The organism is Hyphomonas sp. UBA4494 (assembly GCF_002388935.1).
GTDB lineage: Bacteria > Pseudomonadota > Alphaproteobacteria > Caulobacterales > Hyphomonadaceae > Hyphomonas.
Map to the genome: position 1 here is coordinate 232,828 of NZ_DGNK01000042.1, position 17,801 is coordinate 250,628.

At 59.6% G+C, this 17,801-nt stretch carries 19 protein-coding genes and 2 pseudogenes; 13 read left to right on the forward strand and 8 right to left on the reverse strand.

Annotation, left to right across the window (positions count from 1 at the left end; translation table 11 throughout):
• Positions 1–65: 65 nt before the first annotated feature.
• A pseudogene (locus B2P82_RS16810) lies at positions 66–1,860 on the forward strand (SLC13 family permease).
• A gap of 3 nt (positions 1,861–1,863) precedes the next feature.
• Here B2P82_RS16810 and B2P82_RS16815 read toward each other — a convergent pair.
• The gene (locus B2P82_RS16815) at positions 1,864–2,331 is read right to left on the reverse strand and encodes a MarR family winged helix-turn-helix transcriptional regulator (RefSeq protein ID WP_206992318.1); all 468 of its coding nucleotides are present in this window, start codon (positions 2,329–2,331) and stop codon (positions 1,864–1,866) included.
• A 92-nt stretch (positions 2,332–2,423) separates the two neighbouring features.
• Here B2P82_RS16815 and hppD point away from each other — a divergent pair, with 92 nt between their 5' ends.
• From hppD to B2P82_RS16840, 5 genes are all read left to right on the forward strand, one after another.
• Entirely contained in the window at positions 2,424–3,515 is a 1,092-nt protein-coding gene (gene hppD / locus B2P82_RS16820; RefSeq protein ID WP_034815972.1) for a 4-hydroxyphenylpyruvate dioxygenase, read from the forward strand.
• On the forward strand, positions 3,515–4,066 hold the full coding sequence (locus B2P82_RS16825) for a VOC family protein (RefSeq protein ID WP_290498199.1): 552 nt from the start codon (positions 3,515–3,517) through the stop codon (positions 4,064–4,066). Before hppD ends, B2P82_RS16825 begins: the two co-directional genes overlap by 1 nt.
• Before the next feature lie 342 nt (positions 4,067–4,408).
• On the forward strand, positions 4,409–5,419 hold the full coding sequence (locus tag B2P82_RS16830) for a fumarylacetoacetate hydrolase family protein (protein WP_290498201.1): 1,011 nt from the start codon (positions 4,409–4,411) through the stop codon (positions 5,417–5,419).
• A 46-nt stretch (positions 5,420–5,465) separates the two neighbouring features.
• Positions 5,466–6,173, forward strand: a complete 708-nt coding sequence (locus B2P82_RS16835; RefSeq protein ID WP_290498202.1) for a CoA transferase subunit A — start codon at positions 5,466–5,468, stop codon at positions 6,171–6,173.
• Positions 6,173–6,802 carry a CoA transferase subunit B gene (locus tag B2P82_RS16840; RefSeq protein ID WP_290498203.1) on the forward strand — a complete coding sequence of 210 codons (630 nt, stop codon included), beginning with the start codon at positions 6,173–6,175 and terminating at the stop codon, positions 6,800–6,802. Before B2P82_RS16835 ends, B2P82_RS16840 begins: the two co-directional genes overlap by 1 nt.
• A gap of 28 nt (positions 6,803–6,830) precedes the next feature.
• Here the strand turns inward: B2P82_RS16840 and B2P82_RS16845 are convergent, their stop codons facing one another.
• Positions 6,831–7,637, reverse strand: coding sequence for a DUF1206 domain-containing protein (locus tag B2P82_RS16845; RefSeq protein ID WP_206992325.1), 807 nt, complete (start codon positions 7,635–7,637; stop codon positions 6,831–6,833).
• Positions 7,638–7,764: 127 nt separating this feature from the next.
• On the opposite strand from B2P82_RS16845, the gene B2P82_RS16850 reads away from it, so the two are divergent.
• Positions 7,765–8,958, forward strand: a complete 1,194-nt coding sequence (locus B2P82_RS16850; RefSeq protein ID WP_290498204.1) for an amino acid aminotransferase — start codon at positions 7,765–7,767, stop codon at positions 8,956–8,958.
• Here B2P82_RS16850 and B2P82_RS16855 read toward each other — a convergent pair.
• Both B2P82_RS16855 and B2P82_RS16860 read right to left on the reverse strand, forming a co-directional pair.
• Positions 8,955–9,896, reverse strand: a complete 942-nt coding sequence (locus B2P82_RS16855; protein ID WP_290498205.1) for a thioesterase family protein — start codon at positions 9,894–9,896, stop codon at positions 8,955–8,957. The two genes, B2P82_RS16850 and B2P82_RS16855, sit on opposite strands and share 4 nt — an antisense overlap.
• Entirely contained in the window at positions 9,875–10,354 is a 480-nt protein-coding gene (locus tag B2P82_RS16860) for a transcriptional repressor (protein WP_290478691.1), read from the reverse strand. The genes B2P82_RS16855 and B2P82_RS16860 overlap by 22 nt, the downstream gene beginning before the upstream one ends.
• A 129-nt stretch (positions 10,355–10,483) precedes the next feature.
• Between B2P82_RS16860 and B2P82_RS16865 the strand changes: the two genes are divergently transcribed.
• Both B2P82_RS16865 and B2P82_RS16870 read left to right on the forward strand, forming a co-directional pair.
• Positions 10,484–10,873, forward strand: coding sequence for a MarR family transcriptional regulator (locus B2P82_RS16865; RefSeq protein WP_034815997.1), 390 nt, complete (start codon positions 10,484–10,486; stop codon positions 10,871–10,873).
• A gap of 23 nt (positions 10,874–10,896) precedes the next feature.
• Positions 10,897–11,748 carry a C40 family peptidase gene (locus B2P82_RS16870; protein WP_290498206.1) on the forward strand — a complete coding sequence of 284 codons (852 nt, stop codon included), beginning with the start codon at positions 10,897–10,899 and terminating at the stop codon, positions 11,746–11,748.
• On the opposite strand, the gene B2P82_RS16875 is transcribed toward B2P82_RS16870, so the two are convergent.
• Positions 11,745–12,617 carry a c-type cytochrome gene (locus B2P82_RS16875; protein WP_290498207.1) on the reverse strand — a complete coding sequence of 291 codons (873 nt, stop codon included), beginning with the start codon at positions 12,615–12,617 and terminating at the stop codon, positions 11,745–11,747. The two genes, B2P82_RS16870 and B2P82_RS16875, sit on opposite strands and share 4 nt — an antisense overlap.
• A 162-nt stretch (positions 12,618–12,779) precedes the next feature.
• Between B2P82_RS16875 and B2P82_RS16880 the strand changes: the two genes are divergently transcribed.
• Positions 12,780–13,616 carry a prephenate dehydratase gene (locus B2P82_RS16880; protein WP_290498208.1) on the forward strand — a complete coding sequence of 279 codons (837 nt, stop codon included), beginning with the start codon at positions 12,780–12,782 and terminating at the stop codon, positions 13,614–13,616.
• On the opposite strand, the gene B2P82_RS16885 is transcribed toward B2P82_RS16880, so the two are convergent.
• Positions 13,613–14,506: a LysR family transcriptional regulator gene (locus B2P82_RS16885; protein WP_290498209.1), complete on the reverse strand. Its 894-nt coding sequence runs from the start codon at positions 14,504–14,506 to the stop codon at positions 13,613–13,615. The two genes, B2P82_RS16880 and B2P82_RS16885, sit on opposite strands and share 4 nt — an antisense overlap.
• A 182-nt stretch (positions 14,507–14,688) precedes the next feature.
• Here B2P82_RS16885 and B2P82_RS16890 point away from each other — a divergent pair, with 182 nt between their 5' ends.
• Together B2P82_RS16890 and B2P82_RS16895 are read left to right on the forward strand one after the other, a co-directional pair.
• Entirely contained in the window at positions 14,689–15,228 is a 540-nt protein-coding gene (locus tag B2P82_RS16890) for a hypothetical protein (RefSeq protein WP_290498210.1), read from the forward strand.
• Positions 15,229–15,248: 20 nt separating this feature from the next.
• A complete protein-coding gene (locus B2P82_RS16895; protein ID WP_290498211.1) occupies positions 15,249–15,707 on the forward strand; it encodes a YHS domain-containing (seleno)protein in 459 nt (152 codons plus the stop codon).
• Positions 15,708–16,092: 385 nt separating this feature from the next.
• Here the strand turns inward: B2P82_RS16895 and B2P82_RS16900 are convergent, their stop codons facing one another.
• Together B2P82_RS16900 and nudC are read right to left on the reverse strand one after the other, a co-directional pair.
• Complete coding sequence (locus B2P82_RS16900) at positions 16,093–16,356, reverse strand: hypothetical protein (protein WP_290478696.1); 264 nt, start codon at positions 16,354–16,356, stop codon at positions 16,093–16,095.
• Positions 16,357–16,463: 107 nt separating this feature from the next.
• Positions 16,464–17,378: an NAD(+) diphosphatase gene (gene nudC / locus B2P82_RS16905; RefSeq protein WP_290498212.1), complete on the reverse strand. Its 915-nt coding sequence runs from the start codon at positions 17,376–17,378 to the stop codon at positions 16,464–16,466.
• Between the two features lie 200 nt (positions 17,379–17,578).
• Between nudC and B2P82_RS16910 the strand changes: the two are divergent.
• Positions 17,579–17,801: pseudogene (locus tag B2P82_RS16910) on the forward strand (GTP-binding protein); the annotation flags it as partial.

The window sequence follows — 17,801 nt, forward strand, 5'->3', positions numbered from 1 at the left end:
AAAGCTCAGTAGTGGAACAATTCGCGGTCGTGTAAGGATGCGGGGTTGCCATTGGAGCTGACCCCATGCCCGCTGATATTCTGTCCCTGCCGGGGGTAGAGATTGCCATCGTGCTGTTGCTGGTGGGGATCGTGTTTTTCGGTTTCGTGAGGGAAGTCCTGCCGGCGGATGTCGTCGCGCTGCTGGCGATGGGCGCATTGTTGCTCACGGGTATTTTGTCGGTGCCTGAGGCACTTTCGGTCTTTTCGAATTCCGCGCCGATCACGATTGCGGCCATGTTCGTGTTGTCGGCAGCGCTGGAGCGAACCGGGGTGATTGATGCGGCTGGACGGCTGGTCTCGCGACTCGCCAGCCGGGCGTCGCCAGTAGTGGCAATGCTGGCCATGATGCTGGGCGTGATGACCCTGTCCGCCCTCATGAACAATACACCAATCGTCGTGGTGCTGATCCCTGTGGTGATCCAACTCGCGCGGACGATCGGCGTGGCGCCGTCAAAACTGCTGATTCCGCTTTCCTTCGCGGCGATCTTTGGCGGTACGACGACGCTGATCGGCACCTCGACCAACNNAGGAGGCGGGGCTGGCCCCGTTCGGCGTGTTCGAGATCACAGGCGCCGGGGTGATCCTCGCGCTGGTCGGGGCTGCCTATCTCGCATTGACTTCGCCCTCCCTGTTGCCGACGCGGGAATCGCTGGTGGACATGTTGCCGAATGCGAAGGACCGGCGATTTCTGGCGCAGATATTGATCCCTTTGGGGTCGCCGCTGATCGGAAAGACGGTTTCCGAAACCGGGTTTTCTGCAGAGAAGGGATTCAAGGTGATTGATGTCTTTCGGGATGGATTGTCGCTGAGGGCGGATTTGCGCGACCTGTCGATTCAGGCCGGAGACCGGATCGTCTTGCGTACACCGGTCTCAGAAGTCCTGACACTGAAGGAGGCAGGCAGCATCGCCATTGGTGCGTCGGCCTCCGATGCGCGGCCTGCCTTTGAACCGATCCAGACCAGCGAGACCGTCATCATGGAAGGCGTGATCGGGCCGCAATCGCGGTTGACCGGCCGGTCGCTGAATGGGCTCGGCCTGGCGCGCCTCTATGGTGTCTACGTGCTGGCGATCCACCGGCGCGGGGAGAATGTCACCAATACAGACGACATCCGCTTCGAAGTGGGCGACACGGTCCTGTTGGAGGGTCCGGCACGGGGCATGCGCCAATTGTTTGATGATGGCGTTCTCAACAATCTTACCGAGACAACCGAGCGCGCCATGAGACGGGGCAAGGCGCCCATCGCGATTGTCGCGCTGGTGTCGGTGATGGGGCTGGCTGCGCTGGGCGTGCTGCCGATCTCGGCGCTCGCGCTGATTGCGGCAACATCCGTCGTTGCGCTCGGATGCCTGGACCATCAGGAAGCCTATCGCGCGATCCGCTGGGACATCCTGATGCTGATCTTCGGCATGCTGGCACTTGGCACGGCAATGGAGAAAACCGGTGCGGTCAGCCTGCTGGTCGGGCATCTTGCCGGACTGACGGGGGGGATGGGGCCGCTGGCCGTGTTGGCAGTACTTTACCTCGTCACATCCTTCCTGACCGAAATCATGAGCAACAATGCTGCTGCGATCCTGCTGACGCCCATCGCCATTGGGTTGGGAAGTCAGCTGGGCATTGATCCACGCCCATTCGTTGTCGCCGTGATGTTTGCTGCCAGCGCGAGCTTTGCCACCCCCATCGGCTACCAGACCAATACACTGGTCTACAGTGCGGGCGGGTACAAATTCTCCGACTTCCTGAAGATCGGAGTGCCGCTGAACCTCGTCATGTTCGCCGCGTCCATGATCGTCATCCCGATGTTCTGGCCGCTGGCCTGAGCATTACCAGAGCGGGCGGTCAGGGGAGGCGGCATCGGCGAGTTTGCCCATCAGGCGTTCGAGCTGTTTCTGCTCCTCCTCCGTCAGGCTGCTGGCCAATTCCTGTTCCGCGCCGAGCGCCATCGGCACGATGAGTTCGTACACATCGCGGCCAGCCGGCGTCAGGAAGAGCTGGGAGCGCCGACCATCGGTCTCTGACGTCTTGCGCTCCAGATAGCCCATCTGGATCATGGCAGCGATGGCGCGGCTGACCGCGACCTTGTCCATGGCGGTCAGCTGGCCGATTTCGGTGGCACTGATGCCGGGCCGGTCGCCGGTCACGGCCATGACTCGCCACTGCCAGATCGAGAGACCGAATTCGCGGTCATACAAGCTCGCGATCCGCGTCGAGATCGTATTCGACAGGACCGACAGGCGGTAGGGCAGGAATTCGCGCAGGCGAAGCAAAGAAACGTTTTCAATATCAGGCATGGTTTACTGATTCAGGGTTGCGTTCCGCCTGTCAAATAGTTACATATGAAACTAATAGTTTTGACCCCCCGGAATTACGACTGGAGCGCATCATGGCAGACCTGTTTGAAAATCCCGCCGGCCTCGACGGTTTCGAGTTCATCGAATTTTCCGCGCCTGAAAAAGGCCATCTGGAAGCGGTGTTCGAGCTGATCGGCTTCACTAAGATTGCCCGCCACCGGACCAAGGATGTCGAGCTGTGGCGTCAGGGTGGTATCAACCTCATCACCAATTACGAGCCCAAATCCGCTGCATGGTATTTCGCCCGTGAGCATGGCCCATCCGCCTGCGGTATGGGCTTTCGCGTGCGCGATGCCCGCAAGGCCTACCAGCACCTTCTGGCTCAAGGCGCCGAGCCGGTGAACGTGAATACCGGCCCGAGCGAGCTACACATTCCAGGCATTCGCGGCATCGGCAATTCCATCATCTACCTGATCGACCGCTATGGCGACGATCTCGATATCTATGACATCGACTTTGAATACCTGCCGGGTGTGGACAAGAATCCTGTTGGCGCCGGCTTCAAGCTGATCGATCACCTGACGCACAATGTTTATGGTGGCCGGATGAAATATTGGGCAGATTTCTATGAGAAGCTCTTCAACTTCCAGGAAATCCGCTATTTCGACATCAAGGGCGAATATACCGGTCTGACCTCCAAGGCGCTGACGGCGCCGGACGGCAAGATCCGCATTCCGCTGAACGAGGAAGGCGAGGGCGGCAAGGGCCAGATCGAGGAATTCCTGCGCGAATACAATGGCGAAGGCATCCAGCATATCGCGCTGATCTGTGACGATCTCTATGCGTGTTATGATCGCCTGAAAGCGCGCGGTGTGCCCTTCATGACCGCGCCGCCGGCCGCCTATTACGAGATGCTGGACGGGCGCCTGCCGGGGCATGGCGAAGACGTCGAGGGCCTGAAGACCCGCGGCCTGTTGCTGGACGGCACGACCGAGGGCGGGGAGCCGCGCCTGCTGATGCAGATCTTTGCGCAGGCGCAGATCGGCCCGGTCTTCTTCGAGTTCATCCAGCGCAAGGGCGACTACAAAGACGGTTTCGGCGAGGGCAATTTCAAGGCCTTGTTCGAAAGCATGGAACGTGACCAGATTGAGCGAGGCGCCCTGAAGGTAGAGGAGGACGCGTAATGACGGCTCCCGCCCCCCTGAAAGGCGTTCACCACGTTGCCTATCGCTGTAAGGATGCGAAGGAGACGGTGGAGTTCTATCGCGATGCGCTGGGCATGGATTTCCAGCTGGCCATCGCTGAGGACAAGGTGCCGTCGACCGGCGCGCATGATCCGTACATGCATGTCTTCCTGGATGCCGGGAACGGCAATGTGCTCGCCTTTTTTGAACTGCCCACCCAGCCGAACATGGATCGTGACCGGAACACGCCGCAATGGGTGCAGCATATCGCCTTCCGTGTCGGCTCCATGGACGAACTGATGGCGACCAAGGAGCACCTTGAAGGCATGGGGCTCGACGTGCTGGGCCCGACGCATCATGGCATCTTCAAGTCGATCTATTTCTTTGATCCGAATGGCCACCGCATCGAACTGGCCGCCGACATCGGTACGCCAGAACAGATGAAGCAGTTGAAGGACGTTGCCGAGCCGATGATCGAGGAATGGAGCGCCACCAAGAAAGCGCCGAGGCATGCGGCTTGGTTGCATGAGAAGATCGCGGAGGAAAGCTAGGTGGTTCGCCGAAGTGGCCTGTTCACAGCTATCTTGCTGTTTTGTGGACCACTTATCGTCTTGTCTTCCTTTCTCGTATGGATGTCCCCACTGGGATTGGGATTTAGTGCTGAAGCCGGCGCGCGATTGAAATCGCCTCTTGTTATGACCGCCTACTGGGCAACTTTCCTCTCCGGACCCATCGCCGTGTTTGGCATGCTTCCTCTGTCTGCGAGTATGTCCATATACGAGCGAACAAGAAAGCTTGGCTTTCAGATTTTGATTGTCACGACGGTCTTACTTATTCCGGCGCAATTGTTTTTTCTACTCTGGCTTTCGAGCTAACTCGACAGGATCAATATTATGAAACTCGCTACACTGAAGAATGGCGCCCGTGATGGCCGCCTCGTTGTCGTTTCGAAGGATCTAACTCGCTATACGGATGCGGCCGGCATCGCGCCAACGCTGCAGGCGGCGCTCGACAAATGGGATGTCTATGCCCCGAAGCTGCAACAGTTGGCCGAGCAGGTTGAACTGGGCAGTGTGCCCACGGCGCGCTTCCATGAGCATGATTGCGAGAGCCCATTGCCGCGTGCCTATCAGTGGGCGGATGGATCGGCCTATATCAACCATGTTGAGCTGGTGCGCAAAGCGCGCGGCGCGGAAGTGCCCGAAAGCTTCTATGATGATCCGCTGATGTACCAAGGTGGCTCCGATGCGTTCCTTGGGCCGCGCGACGCGATCCCGCTGAAGGACACTGCCTGGGGCTGTGACATGGAAGGGGAGATCGCCGTCATCACCGATGATGTGCCGATGGGCACGAGCGAGGCGGAGGCCGCCGATCACATCAAGCTGGTCATGCTGTGCAATGACGTGTCGCTGCGCGGCCTGATCCCCGGCGAACTTGCCAAGGGATTCGGTTTCTTCCAGTCGAAGCCACCGAGTGCGTTCTCGCCCGTCGCCGTGACGCCGGACGAACTGGGCTTGGCGTGGCAGGGTAGCCTTGTCCATCTGCCGCTGCATGTGGATTACAATGGCCAGCCCTTCGGCCGCGCCGAGGCCGCCGAAGACGCCACGTTCAGCCTTGCACGGCTCGTTTCCCACGCGGCCAAGACGCGACCCCTGTCAGCCGGCACGGTGATCGGCTCTGGCACGGTGTCAAACAAGGATGCCGATGGCGGCGCTGGAAAGCCGGTCAGCGAAGGCGGGCGCGGTTATTCCTGTATCGCGGAAATCCGCATGATCGAGAAGATTGCGACCGGCGAATTCAAGACCCCCTTCATGTCACCGGGCGACGTTGTGCGGATGGAAATGCTCGATAAATCCGGACATTCGATATTCGGGGCAATTGAACAAACGGTCGAGCAGGTCTAGAACCCCTGCTGCACCGCAGCATTACCCAAGGGGAGGCCCGCACTTCATGGCGAGCAAGATATACAAAACGGCCGCAGACGCGCTGGATGGCGTGTTGTTTGACGGCATGACGATTGCCGCAGGCGGATTCGGCCTTTGCGGCATTCCGGAACTGTCCATCGCGGCGATCCGCGAGGCCGGCACCAAGAACCTCACCGTCTATTCCAACAATGCGGGCGTTGATGAGTTTGGGCTCGGCGTGTTGCTACAGACCAAGCAGGTCAAGAAGATGTGCTCGTCCTATGTCGGCGAGAATGCAGAATTCATGCGGCAATACCTCTCCGGCGAGCTGGAGCTGGAATTCAACCCGCAAGGCACGCTGGCCGAGCGCATGCGCGCTGGCGGCGCAGGCATTCCGGGCTTCTACACCAAGACGGGCGTCGGCACGCTGGTGGCCGAAGGCAAGGAAGAGAAGGTCTTCAATGGCGAGACCTATATCCTGGAAGAGGGGATCTTCGCCGATCTCGCCATCGTGAAAGCCTGGAAGGCCGATACGACCGGCAATGCGATCTTCCGCAAGACTGCGCGCAACTTCAACCTGCCCGCCGCGACCTGTGGCAAGATCTGCGTCATGGAAGTCGAGGAAATCGTCGAGCCGGGCGAACTGGATCCCGACGCGATCCATCTGCCGGGCATTTATGTGCACCGTCTTCTGCAGGGCGAATTCGAAAAGCGGATTGAACAGCGGACTGTCCGCAAGAAGGAGGGTGCCTGATGCCTTGGGTTCGTAACCAGATGGCGGCGCGGGCCGCGCAGGAACTTGAAGACGGCATGTATGTGAACCTCGGCATCGGCATTCCGACGCTGGTGGCGAACCATATTCCGGACGGCGTCAACGTCACGCTGCAATCGGAAAACGGCATGCTGGGCATGGGGCCGTTTCCCTATGAGGGCGAAGAAGACGCGGACTTGATCAATGCTGGCAAGCAGACGATTACCGAGCTTCCCCAGACAGCCTACTTCGACAGTGCGACCAGCTTCGGCATGATCCGGGGCGGCAAGATCGCCATGGCGATCCTGGGTGCGATGGAAGTGGCTGAGAATGGCGACCTGGCGAACTGGATGATCCCGGGCAAGCTGGTCAAGGGCATGGGCGGTGCGATGGACCTTGTGGCTGGTGTCGGTCGTGTCGTGGTGATCTCCGATCATGCGAACAAGCGCGGCGAGTCCAAGATCCTGAAGGAATGCACGCTGCCCCTGACCGGCCTAAAAGTGGTCGACCGGATCATCACCGATCTTTGCGTCATGGACGTGGTCGAGGGTGGCCTGAAAATCGTCGAACTTGCGCCGGACGTAACGCTGGACGAGGTGAAGTCGAAAACCGAGGCCACACTGGTCGACTAATCACAATGAACTGACAGGCAGCGCGCGCCTAGAGTGCGTCGCCTGACAGTTTAGGCACGATGCGATAGCGTGCCATCACGAAGCAATAGACCGCGAAGCCTGCAAGGCCCGCACCTGCGAGCGCGAGCAGGATGCGTCCGAACGTCTGTGTCTCCAGAATGCGCAGTGCTTCGCCAAGGCCGGCGGCATGTTCCGGGTTGGCGGTTATGCCAGCGGTCAGGATCAGACCACCAACAATCAGCAGGACGAAGCCATGTGCGGCAAGACCGAAGCGGACGACGGGCTCGAGCTTCTCCGCCATTTCCTTGCGGACGATATCTTTGCGGTGGGCCGCCTTCCACGATTTCACGAACAGGTAGATGGCAACGCTTAGCGTCGTGATTCCAGCAGCGATAACGACCAGTCGACCTGCCGGGTGTTGCATCAGGGATGCGCTCCAATTCTCGGCGGAGGAATCGTTGCCGCTGGCCTGCGCGCCCTTCATCAGGATGAGGATGGCCGAGACGCCGAGAGCAGCATGGGTCAGGCCTGACATGATCTGACCTGCGCGATTGGCGTAGCCTTCGGCATCATCGCCTTCATTTTCGAGGTCCATGATGCCGTCCACCAGTCGCCAGAGTGTGTAGGCGAAAAGGCCGGCGGCCGTGATGGCCAGCAGCACGGCACCAAAAGGCTGGCGGATCAGGAAGTTCAGCGCGCCGGAGGTGCCTTCGGCCTCGCCGCCATTCAGGGCTGCAAAAAAAGCGAGCCCGCCTACGATCAGGTAAACCATGCCTCGCGCCCCATATCCGGCCCGCATGAGCCATTCGAGGGCGGTATTGGCGTGGTGGGTCATCAGGGGCCTTTCTGTATCTGAGGAGTAAAGCCCCGACGCGACAATCGGTTCCGTACGTGGCGGTTGCCGTGGCACCCACAACTGCATAGGGTCCGGCGCGACTTCCCAGAACAAACGGATTTCCAATATGTCCCAATTCTCGACCCTGACACCCATGCCGGCGGATGCACTTCTCGGCCTGATGACGGCTTATCGCGAAGATCCACGCGATGAAAAATTCGACCTGGGTGTCGGCGTCTACAAGAATGACAAGGGCGAAACCCCGGTGATGTCGGCCGTGGCCAAGGCCGAGGCGCTGATCCTGAAATCCCAGACTACGAAAGTGTATGAAGGGCCGCGCGGCAATACCGATTATTGCGCCGCCATCGAAGGCTTCGTGTTCGGGGAAGGGGCGGCCGCTACCCAAGAAGGGCGTACGCTGTCGTTCACCGCACCGGGCGGATGTGGCGCACTGTTCCTTGGCACCGGCCTTATGAGCCGGATGGGCGTCAAGACGGTCTGGGTGTCGAACCCGACCTGGCCCAACCATCCGAACGTCGTGCGCTTCATGGGACTGGACGTTGCCGAGTATCCTTATGCTGATCCGGAGACGGGTGAGCTTGATCTTGCTGCCATGCTGGCGGGCATCGAAAAGGCCGAACGCGGGGATGGCATCATCATCCAGGGACCTTGCCACAACCCAACCGGCATCGACCTGACCATCGAGGACTGGAAAAAAGTCGGAGCGCTAGTGAAAAGCAAGGGCCTGATCGCGATGCTGGACGTTGCCTATCACGGCTTTGCGAAGGGGCTGGACGAAGACGTCAGAGGCGTGCGCGCGTTCATCGAGGCAGCGGGCGAAGCGCTGGTCTCCTATTCCTGCTCAAAGAATTTCGGCCTGTACCGCGAGCGCGCAGGCTGTTTCCTTGCCGTGGGCGAGTCGGCTGAGGGCATCGCGGCGGCGTCAACACATGTCGCAGCGCTGGCGCGAGCGAGCTATTCCATGCCGCCAGCGCATGGCGCGGCGATTGTCGCCACCATCCTGAACAATGCAGACCTGCGCGCCGAATGGGAGGCCGAACTGACGCAGATGCGTGAGCGGATGATCTCACTGCGCAACGCGCTTGCCGATGCACTGGTCGAAAAGACCGGTTCCAACCGGCTCGGCGCGGTGGCGATGCAGAATGGTATGTTCAGCCAGCTGCCGCTGTCGAAGGACGGCATCACGGCGATGCGTGAGAAGAGTGGTCTTTACATGCCAAATTCGGGACGCATCAATATCGCCGGATTGAACCTGAAGGATATTCCGGCTGTGGCAGATATCATCGCCAAGGAAGCCTAGATTTCAAGGCCGGGCGCCGCCATTTCGGTCAGCTCACTTATCATTTCGGGCGGCGCTGGGATGGCCTTGCGCGCATCGAGATCCAGCGTGATAGCGGTCGCCTGCATGGTCGCCCAAGGCGTACCTTTGGCCGGATCCATCATCCAGTGAATCAGATTGTGCGTCTTTCCAGAGGCGCCGCCAAATGAGGTGTAGAGCTCATACAAATCTCCGGCGACGGGCATCGCATGGTAGCGGAGCCTGTATTCCAATACTGCAGCACCCATGCGCAGATCGCCTGCCGTGTCGGCCACTCGCTTGCGCCAATTGTAGAGAATATTTGGCACTGAATCCGAGGTGCGCCCGATCATCCAATAGGGCTGCATGCGCCCATGCACGTCGAGATGTTGGGGCGGAATGGCGCCGCGTCCGGCGAGGGGAGCGCCGACGTCCTTTACGCGGTCGAGCGTGATGTCTGACAGCGGCAGGCCTGGCGCCGACATGTCGATGGAGCGTGGCGCGGATTCCTCGGGCGCGGTGTCTGTGAAATTCGGGAAGGCAGCGCGGGTTCGAGAACTCCACGGGAAAGGTTTGCGCATGGTCGTGTCGACATGTAGCACACGCGTGCGCATGGCGGCGGCGAGCGATCCGTCTGCGTGGCGTAGTTCCTGATAGATCAGGGCGCTGTCTTCGTCCGTTTCCAGCACGCAACCATTCATGGCGAGCGGCCGGCCGGGCAAAACTTCGCGTACGAAGCGGATATGCTGATCGACTGGAATGATCGTCGATGGCGACGACGCCTTGAAAGCGTGTGGCATGCCGAGGTCCGGCGCAAAGGCGGCGAGGCCTTCCAATTGCTTCTCGACATAGACGCGCACATTCATGTGCCCCATCTCGTCGCAATCCCACTGATTGCAGCTCCCCTTCCACAATGTGATCATGCGGCGCAGTCCCGGCATTTGCCGCGCACTTCCACGACAGCACGGCTCATCTGGAAGCCTGCGGCGGTTGTTTCAGCGTCGAGCGCTTCATTCGTCGCTGTTGCGTGCAATTCCTCTGCGCCATGGCAGGTGTCGCAGATGAGGAACACCGCAGAGTGATTGTGGCTGGCATGGCCGCAGGCGACATAGGCGTTCAGGCTTTCGATCTTGTGGGCGAGGCCGGTTTCCTGGAGGAAATCGAGCGCGCGATAGATGGTAGGGGGCTTGGCAGAGCCTTCGCCGTCGAGATTGGCCAGCAAATCATACGCCTTGGCGGGCGCTGTGCTCTCAAGCAGGAGGCGCAATACCTTGCGGCGAATGCGCGTCATCCGCTGTCCGCGCCGCATGACGAGGGTTTCCGCCTCATTGAGGAAAGCATCCACGTCCTGGGGGCTGCACGGGGTGTTTGCGTGAATGTGACTATGTGATTGGGCCATGCCTGCAATGTCGTGCGTTTCGGCCGGAATGTGAAGGCCCCTGTCCCCAGCTTTACAGGACAAGCCCCCTAGACGGAGTCCGCAAATCAGCTGAGATTCTCCGATAAGGCGAACAATAAGGGTAGAGAAATGGCACTGTCTGAGCGCGAAGGTCTGGAATTGTGGCGGCGTGCCGTAACGGCGTCTGTGCGTTCGGACGCGCCCGATTTGACCGCGCGCCAGCAGGCCATTCTCATGACGATCGCGCTTACACCTGGACCCCATACGGTACGTGGCCTGGCCGAGCACCTGAATATCGCCAAGCCAGCGGTCACGCGGGCGCTGGATGCGCTCGCCCGGCTCGATTTCATCCGCCGGATCAAGGACGATACAGATCTGCGCAATATCTTCATCGAGCGGACACCGGCCGGTATGGCATATCTGCGGACATTCTCCGGCCTTGTTCTTGCCGCAGCTTCTGGCAAGGATGACAGCCAATTGGCGCCCAAGCGCAGCGGGAAGACCAACGCCGCCGCCTGAAGCGCCCGAATACGGGAACAGGCATGCCAACATTTTACGACAAGAGACTTCAGCGACCCGTTGGCGAGGCCTTTGCCTATCAGGTGACCGCCGGTGTGGCGGCTGTACGCGAGACACCGGCGCCTGATGGTCGCCTCGCTACGCAGGCCCTGCATGGCGAGATTGTGGACGTGCTCAGAGAGCAGGGCGAGTTCGGCCTGGTGCAGTGTCGCCGTGACCGGTATTGCGGTTGGGTAACCATGGAGGCGCTATCTGCGCCGCTACTACAGCCAACGCATAAGGTTTCGTCATCCAAGACACATTGTTACAGCGAACCTGATCTCAAATCTGCCCCGCGCTTCCTGTTGAGCCAGGGAGCACGTTTGTCGGTCAGCGGGCGGGAAGGTGACTGGCTTTATTCGGATCGCGGCGGATGGGTGCACACGCGCCATGTCGTTCCGATGGAGTTTCTGGAAGATGATCCGGTCGTGATGGCGGAGCGTTTTCTCGGCACGCCATATCTGTGGGGGGGACGGGAGAGCCTCGGGCTCGATTGCACCGGGCTGACCCAGCAGGCCTTCGAGGCGGTGGGTGTGATACTGCCGCGCGACAGTGACATGCAGTTTGCCTGGACCGGAGATGACATCCCGGACTGGCGCGCGCCGAACGCTTTGCGCCGAGGCGATCTCGTCTTCTGGAAAGGGCATGTCGGTATCATGACAGACGCCGACCATTTGCTGCATGCGAATGCGTGGCACATGGCTGTGGTGGTCGAACCGCTGGAGTCTGCCATCACCCGGATCGCAAACTATTACGCCGAGCCCATAGGGGCCCGGCGCATAGATGTTTCGTCGGAACGGGGGCGCACCCCCGACTGGCTAAGCGCAAGCGCCTAGTTGTCGTCCGTGGCTTCGGTTACGGCCTCTTCAGCTTCGCCTGCAGCGTCTTCAACTGCTTCGACGGCTTCTGCCGGAACGGTTACGGTCTCACCGGTGCCGCCATCATCCCGGCCGGTCGCATCAACTGAATCGATGGTTTTGACTTCGCCGGTGGCCGGGGTCGGGTTTTCCATGTCGTCCACGCCATCGGCTGGAAGGGTTGCTTCGACGGCGTCGCCTTCGACAGCTTCCGCACCCTCTTCGCCCTCCGCGCCTTCTTCAGCAGAAGCAGCGAGTGGTTCGGGGAAGGCCGGTGGGTTGGTGGTATTTGCTGCGAGATAGGCAATCACGTTTACACGATCATCATCGCGGCGCAGGCCAGCAAAGGACATGGTCGTGCCGCGAGCGTAGGAAGACGGGTTGTAGAGCCAGTCATTCAGGTTTGCGTAGTTCCAATCACCGTCCATGCCCTCAAGCACGGCCGAATAGGCAAATCCGGCATGGGCAGCCTTGTCGGCGCCGACCACGTTGTGGAGGTTCGGGCCCGTGCCGTTCGCGCCGCCCTGATCAATCGTGTGGCACGTGGCGCACTTGCCTTTGAAGGTACGCTCACCACGAGCAATGTCCGCACTGGCCAGCAAAAGGCCGAGGTCGAAGACTTCTTCGGCTTCGCCGCCGGTACCGCCCGCGTCGGCAACTTCGACACAGTAGGCGAATTTTTCGCACATCTGTTCTGTCATGGAGGCCGCTTCAGCGTGCTCGTCGCCATGATGGGCGCCTTCGCTTCCACCGCTGAACACGATGCCGGATAGTGTCTGCAGGGCGAAGACTCCGAGGGCTGTAGCGAGCAGCGCACCGAAAATCTTGTTGAGACCGAGTTCTCCCATGGAGGCATTCCTTCGAATCTGTCTGGTCATACGTCTTGGCGCGCGCCTTTTGGCACGCTAACGGAGTGCAGACAATATAAAGGCTGTGCGTTATAGGGCTTCCCCCTTTCGTCGCGGCGATCCGACGCACATGATTCCACGAAAAAAGGGGACATCAAACCCATGACCGGCAAAATCGCGTATCAGGGTGAACCTGGCGCAAACTCTCATATTGCCTGCAACGAAGCGTATCCCGCCCTTGAGCCGATGCCGTGCCGCACGTTTGAGGACTGTTTCGCGGCTGTAGAGCGGGGAGATGCTGATTTGGCCATGATTCCCGTGGAAAACACGATTGCCGGCCGGGTGGGGGACATTCACTATCTGTTGCCGAACACCGAGCTTCAGATCGTTGCTGAGTATTATCTGCCGATTCGGTTCCAGTTGATGGCGCTGGCGGGCACGCGCTTGGCAGATATAAAAAAAGCGCGCTCTCATATCATGGGCCTCGGCCAATGCCGCAATTTCCTGCGTACGCACGGCATTGATTCGGTGACAGCGGCGGACACGGCGGGCGCTGCCCGCGAGGTGGCCGAACTGGGCGATCCATCCGTGGCGGCAATTGCGCCGCGATTGGCTGCGGAGGTCTACGGTCTGGAAATCCTCGCTGAAGATATCGAAGATGCCGCCCACAACACGACGCGATTCATCATCATGTCAAAGAACCATTCGGACATTGAAGCCAAGGATGGCCCCGCCAAAACGGCCTTCATGTTCGAGGTTCGCAACATTCCTGCCGCGCTCTATAAGGTGATGGGCGGATTTGCGACCAATGGCATCAACATGACCAAGCTGGAAAGCTATATGGTCGGCGGGTCGTTCACTGCGACGCTCTTCTATGCCGAAATCGACGGCCACCCGGATGAGCGACACGTTCAGCTGGCATTGGAAGAGTTGGGATTTTTCTCGCAATCACTGAAAATTCTCGGCGTCTTCCCAAGCACGGAACACGCGCCGGACTAGCAGTGAGACATCGCCTCTTTCAGAGCTTCGGTCACATGGTCGGCAAAGAGCTTTGTCTTTCCGCGTAGGCGGCCGGCGGTCCAGACGCAATTCACGGGCAGGCTCTCCATTTCCCAATCGGGAAGGATGCGGACCAGTTGACCATCTGATACGCAGCCTGAAACCAGCCAGTTCGGCGCCATGAGGATACCGAGTCCGGCAAGTCCGGCCTGGACGAGATTGTCGCCACCAGACGCTGCGAATGGGCCGTCCACCCTCACAGTTATCTTCTCGTCGCCGCGTGTCAGAGTCCAGTCAGAGTAGAGCCCTTTCCTGAACAGGACGGCGTCATGGTGTTCCAGGTCTGTCGGGGTTTGCGGCGTGCCCTTGCGCGCGAGGTATTCGGGCGCTGCCCAGAGCGTACGTGGAGAATCTGCGAGCTTCCGAGTCATCAGCCGGGAATCGCTGAGATGGCCAAAGCGGAATGCCAAGTCGATGGCTTCCTCGACAAGGTCGGTCAGCGCGTCATCCGAAATCACATCGAACCGAATGCGTGGATATTTCTCCAGGAAGGATGGAATGGCCGGGACAATGATCCGCCGGGCGAAGGAATTCGAGCACGATATGCGTAGCAGGCCGACCGGCTCATGTTGCAGGCCGCGCGCTTCAGCCTCCGCAGATTCATAATCCGCGATCAGGTCGACTGCGCGTCGGTAGAAACGTTCGCCAGCTTCGGTAAGGCTGAGCGCACGTGTTGTCCGCTGGAAGAGCGTAACGTCTAGTTGAGCTTCGAGATCCTGAATGCGGCGGGACACGGTGGGCTGGCCCACTCCGAGCGCCGCGGCGGCCTTGGAGAAGTTGCCCGCTTCAGCCACGCGAACGAACAGGCGCATTGCGTCGATACGGTCCATCTGACCCCTCCCTGCATGTCGAACGCTAATTTAGGGACGATAAACGCGTTTCGCGAGTGCGAAACAGCAATTCACGAAATTTAGCCCTTCGGCTCACACAAAAGTGGGTGGGGCTCACACGTCCTTGTTTTGAGGGCGAGCGAATTTCGTGAGACAAGCCTGCGCAAGGGAGGACGTAAAACATGCTTTCACACGTCAAGAAATATGCCCCAATAGCCTATGCGCTGATCGCCGGCGCAGTCTTTTTGGACAGTTTGCGGTTCAAGTTTACCAATGCGCCCGAAACGCAGGTGATTTTCGGAAAGCTTGATGCGTGGGCTGCCGGCTTCGGGGCGGGGGGATTGTTCGATCAGACCGGCCTGTTCAGCCAGTACGTCATCGGATCAGCTGAGTTGGTCGCCTCAACACTATTGCTCATAGGCCTTGTTCCAGCCCTGCGCCGGTTGCAGACACTGGGCGCATTGATCGCGACCGCTGTCATGACCGGAGCGGTAAGTTTCCATCTGTTCACGCCGCTGGGCATTGATCCGAACAATGATGGAGGCGGCCTTTTCGCCATGGCGGTTGCGGTTTGGCTGGCGTCGATTGCGTATCTCTTGTTTCATCGGAGTACGCTCCTTTCCATTCTCACCGAAGTAGGCCGTGCCATCCTGCCTGGACATGCGCGCACTGTGGTGGAGCGTACCTCTGCACCTGCCAAACTGGCATCAGTCCAATCCTGAACCCAACCGGAGTTTTCGAAATGAAGCTACGTTCGATGATTTTTGCCGCTGGGCTTGCTGGACTGCCCATTGTGGCGGTCGCACCGATCGCGCATGCGGAGCCACCAATCTATACGGGCGTGTTCTCTGACACGGCCTTGCAGGGGTATGACCCTGTCGCCTATTTCACATCGGGAGCGCCGGTGAAGGGCGATGATGCGTTCACGGCTGACTATATGGGCGCAAAGTTCAAATTCGCTTCTGCGGTCAATCGTGACGCCTTCATAGAAGCCCCGGAAAAATATGCGCCTCAATATGGCGGCTATTGCGCTTGGGCGATGGCGGACGGCAAGCATGCAAAGGGCGATGCGAGATACTGGAAGATCGTTGATGGAAAGCTCTATCTCAATTACAACAAGAGCATCCAGAAGAAGTGGGATGCGGACGTTCCAGCATTCATCGATCGCGCGGATACCGCCTGGGCCAGCATTAATGACTAGGGCAAGCGGCCCAATTGGTTAAAGGGCGTTTTCAGAAAATTGGAGTGCATCTTTCTCCGGCGCGTCCTGCAAAAGCGTGTTGAATCAACTGTTTCGTCCGGCCAGGCGTCCCGGTGCTGCACAAGTCGAAAAATTCCCCGCGTAAACGGCGGGCAAAAAGAATCGCCACAATGGGCCGGTATGATTGGCGGAGGATCAAGCGGGTACCCCATCCGCGAAGATCAGTCCGGTCTGAACGGGCCAGAGGGCACTCGATGCCGTTTGCCACTGACCTGTCAGAGTCCCCCGCGTCCTATGGGCGTGGGGGTTTTCTGTCCGGCCCCCAATATCGGCACAAAAAAACGGGCGGGAGGCCCGCCCGTTTCCGACAAGCATGTCCGCAAGCTTACTTCTTCTTTGCGGCCGGCTTCTTTGCAGCAGGTTTCTTTGCAGCGGGCTTGGTGGCCTTTGCTGCAGGCTTCTTCGCCGATGCGGCCGCTTTCGGAGCGGCAGCCTTCTTGGCTGCCGGCTTTGCCGCAGCTTTTTTCGCAGCGGGTTTCGCCGCTACTTTCTTGGCTGGCTTTGAGGCCGTTTTTGCCACGGTTTTCTTGGCCGCGGGCTTTTTGGTGGCGGCCTTCTTGGCCGGCTTTTTCAGAGTTGCTGTTGCCATGTCGGGTCTCCTGTAAATGGCAACATTCAGCCTAGAATGATTCGAGCAAAATCAACTCCATTTTTGCGTAACTCCGCAAAGGGATAGTCTGAGGTCAGACCGCCCGATCAGCCCCGTTCGGCCCACACTTTCAACAGGTGGTGCGCGATGGCCATGGGCGGGGGGCAGAAGAAGCGGTCGTGCGTGCCAGCCAGCATACGTCTGACATCGTCGCGTGTAAGCCACTCAGCCGATTCCAACTCGCTGGTGTCGACCGTGATCTCTTCTGTCTGGGCTTCCAGGATCAGGCCCATCATCAGTGAAGACGGGAAGGGCCAGGGCTGGCAGGCGATGTATTCGGCGCTGGCAGGATCGCAGACGATACCCGCTTCTTCTTCAAGTTCGCGTGCGGCGGCCTGTTCGATTGTTTCACCTGGCTCGCAGAAGCCTGCGAGGGAGGAGACAAACCCTGCGGGCCAATTCGCTTGTCGACCAACCAGGCATTTGTCGCCTTTGACCGCGAGCATGATGGCCACGGGGTCCGTGCGCGGAAAATGCTCGGTGCCGCACGCGGGGCACTCGCGTTTCCAGCCTGCTTCGACAATCGCGGTACCTGCGCCGCACTTTGCGCAGAAGCCATGCGAGGCGTGCCACAGGAAGATGCTGCGTGCGGTCGAGGTGCAATTGGCCTCCAGCGCGCTCATCCGCCCGGCCGCCGCGCGAAACTCGATGAACTCGCCAACGCCGGCAATGAGAGAAGCTTCAAGATCAAATTTGGGCGGTAAATTCACCGCGAAGACGGGTGCGCCGCCTGTGTCCTGGCCAAGGAAGATGCGGGGAGAGCCCGGCGAGACTTTCTCGATTTCCGGCCCCATCCAGACAAGGCCGCCATCTTTCGCAGCGAATGGATCGCCATTGCGCAGCATCAGGACCAGCACATCGTCGCGCGCAAAAGCTGCATCCAGCCAGGCATCGTCCTTGCGGTGATGCGCGGCACGATCAATCGGCTTGGCAGCAAGCGGCATGTCATTGGAATTGGTCATATGGCGATCCTCACTTTGCCCGGCTGACTTGCCGCCTGAAGGCGGGTTTGTAAATGAGGTTCGCCGCGGCAGGGGCCTGCCTGACAACAAAGCATAGCCAATCGGGGCGGGCCCGTGTATGTGCGCGGCAAATCAGCCTCCCTCCCGAAAGCATACCCTCCATGCCCACGCCTATCGAGAAAATGCGCAACATCGCGATTATTGCCCACGTTGACCACGGCAAGACCACGCTCGTCGATGAATTGCTGAAACAGTCCGGCACGTTCCGCGAGAACGAAAAGACCGCCGAACGGATGATGGATTCCAACGATCTGGAGAAAGAGCGCGGCATTACCATTCTCGCCAAGACAACGTCGGTGGAATGGAAAGACTATCGCATCAATATCGTAGACACGCCCGGACACGCCGATTTCGGCGGTGAGG

What these genes read in the sequence shown, in the direction of transcription:
- B2P82_RS16815 (WP_206992318.1), bottom strand. Translation starts at nt 2,331, where the DNA reads ATGCCTGATATTGAAAACGTTTCTTTGCTTCGCCTGCGCGAATTCCTG.
- hppD (WP_034815972.1), top strand. Translation starts at nt 2,424, where the DNA reads ATGGCAGACCTGTTTGAAAATCCCGCCGGCCTCGACGGTTTCGAGTTC.
- B2P82_RS16825 (WP_290498199.1), top strand. Translation starts at nt 3,515, where the DNA reads ATGACGGCTCCCGCCCCCCTGAAAGGCGTTCACCACGTTGCCTATCGC.
- B2P82_RS16830 (WP_290498201.1), top strand. Translation starts at nt 4,409, where the DNA reads ATGAAACTCGCTACACTGAAGAATGGCGCCCGTGATGGCCGCCTCGTT.
- B2P82_RS16835 (WP_290498202.1), top strand. Translation starts at nt 5,466, where the DNA reads ATGGCGAGCAAGATATACAAAACGGCCGCAGACGCGCTGGATGGCGTG.
- B2P82_RS16840 (WP_290498203.1), top strand. Translation starts at nt 6,173, where the DNA reads ATGCCTTGGGTTCGTAACCAGATGGCGGCGCGGGCCGCGCAGGAACTT.
- B2P82_RS16845 (WP_206992325.1), bottom strand. Translation starts at nt 7,637, where the DNA reads ATGACCCACCACGCCAATACCGCCCTCGAATGGCTCATGCGGGCCGGA.
- B2P82_RS16850 (WP_290498204.1), top strand. Translation starts at nt 7,765, where the DNA reads ATGTCCCAATTCTCGACCCTGACACCCATGCCGGCGGATGCACTTCTC.
- B2P82_RS16855 (WP_290498205.1), bottom strand. Translation starts at nt 9,896, where the DNA reads ATGCCGGGACTGCGCCGCATGATCACATTGTGGAAGGGGAGCTGCAAT.
- B2P82_RS16860 (WP_290478691.1), bottom strand. Translation starts at nt 10,354, where the DNA reads ATGGCCCAATCACATAGTCACATTCACGCAAACACCCCGTGCAGCCCC.
- B2P82_RS16865 (WP_034815997.1), top strand. Translation starts at nt 10,484, where the DNA reads ATGGCACTGTCTGAGCGCGAAGGTCTGGAATTGTGGCGGCGTGCCGTA.
- B2P82_RS16870 (WP_290498206.1), top strand. Translation starts at nt 10,897, where the DNA reads ATGCCAACATTTTACGACAAGAGACTTCAGCGACCCGTTGGCGAGGCC.
- B2P82_RS16875 (WP_290498207.1), bottom strand. Translation starts at nt 12,617, where the DNA reads ATGGGAGAACTCGGTCTCAACAAGATTTTCGGTGCGCTGCTCGCTACA.
- B2P82_RS16880 (WP_290498208.1), top strand. Translation starts at nt 12,780, where the DNA reads ATGACCGGCAAAATCGCGTATCAGGGTGAACCTGGCGCAAACTCTCAT.
- B2P82_RS16885 (WP_290498209.1), bottom strand. Translation starts at nt 14,506, where the DNA reads ATGGACCGTATCGACGCAATGCGCCTGTTCGTTCGCGTGGCTGAAGCG.
- B2P82_RS16890 (WP_290498210.1), top strand. Translation starts at nt 14,689, where the DNA reads ATGCTTTCACACGTCAAGAAATATGCCCCAATAGCCTATGCGCTGATC.
- B2P82_RS16895 (WP_290498211.1), top strand. Translation starts at nt 15,249, where the DNA reads ATGAAGCTACGTTCGATGATTTTTGCCGCTGGGCTTGCTGGACTGCCC.
- B2P82_RS16900 (WP_290478696.1), bottom strand. Translation starts at nt 16,356, where the DNA reads ATGGCAACAGCAACTCTGAAAAAGCCGGCCAAGAAGGCCGCCACCAAA.
- nudC (WP_290498212.1), bottom strand. Translation starts at nt 17,378, where the DNA reads ATGACCAATTCCAATGACATGCCGCTTGCTGCCAAGCCGATTGATCGT.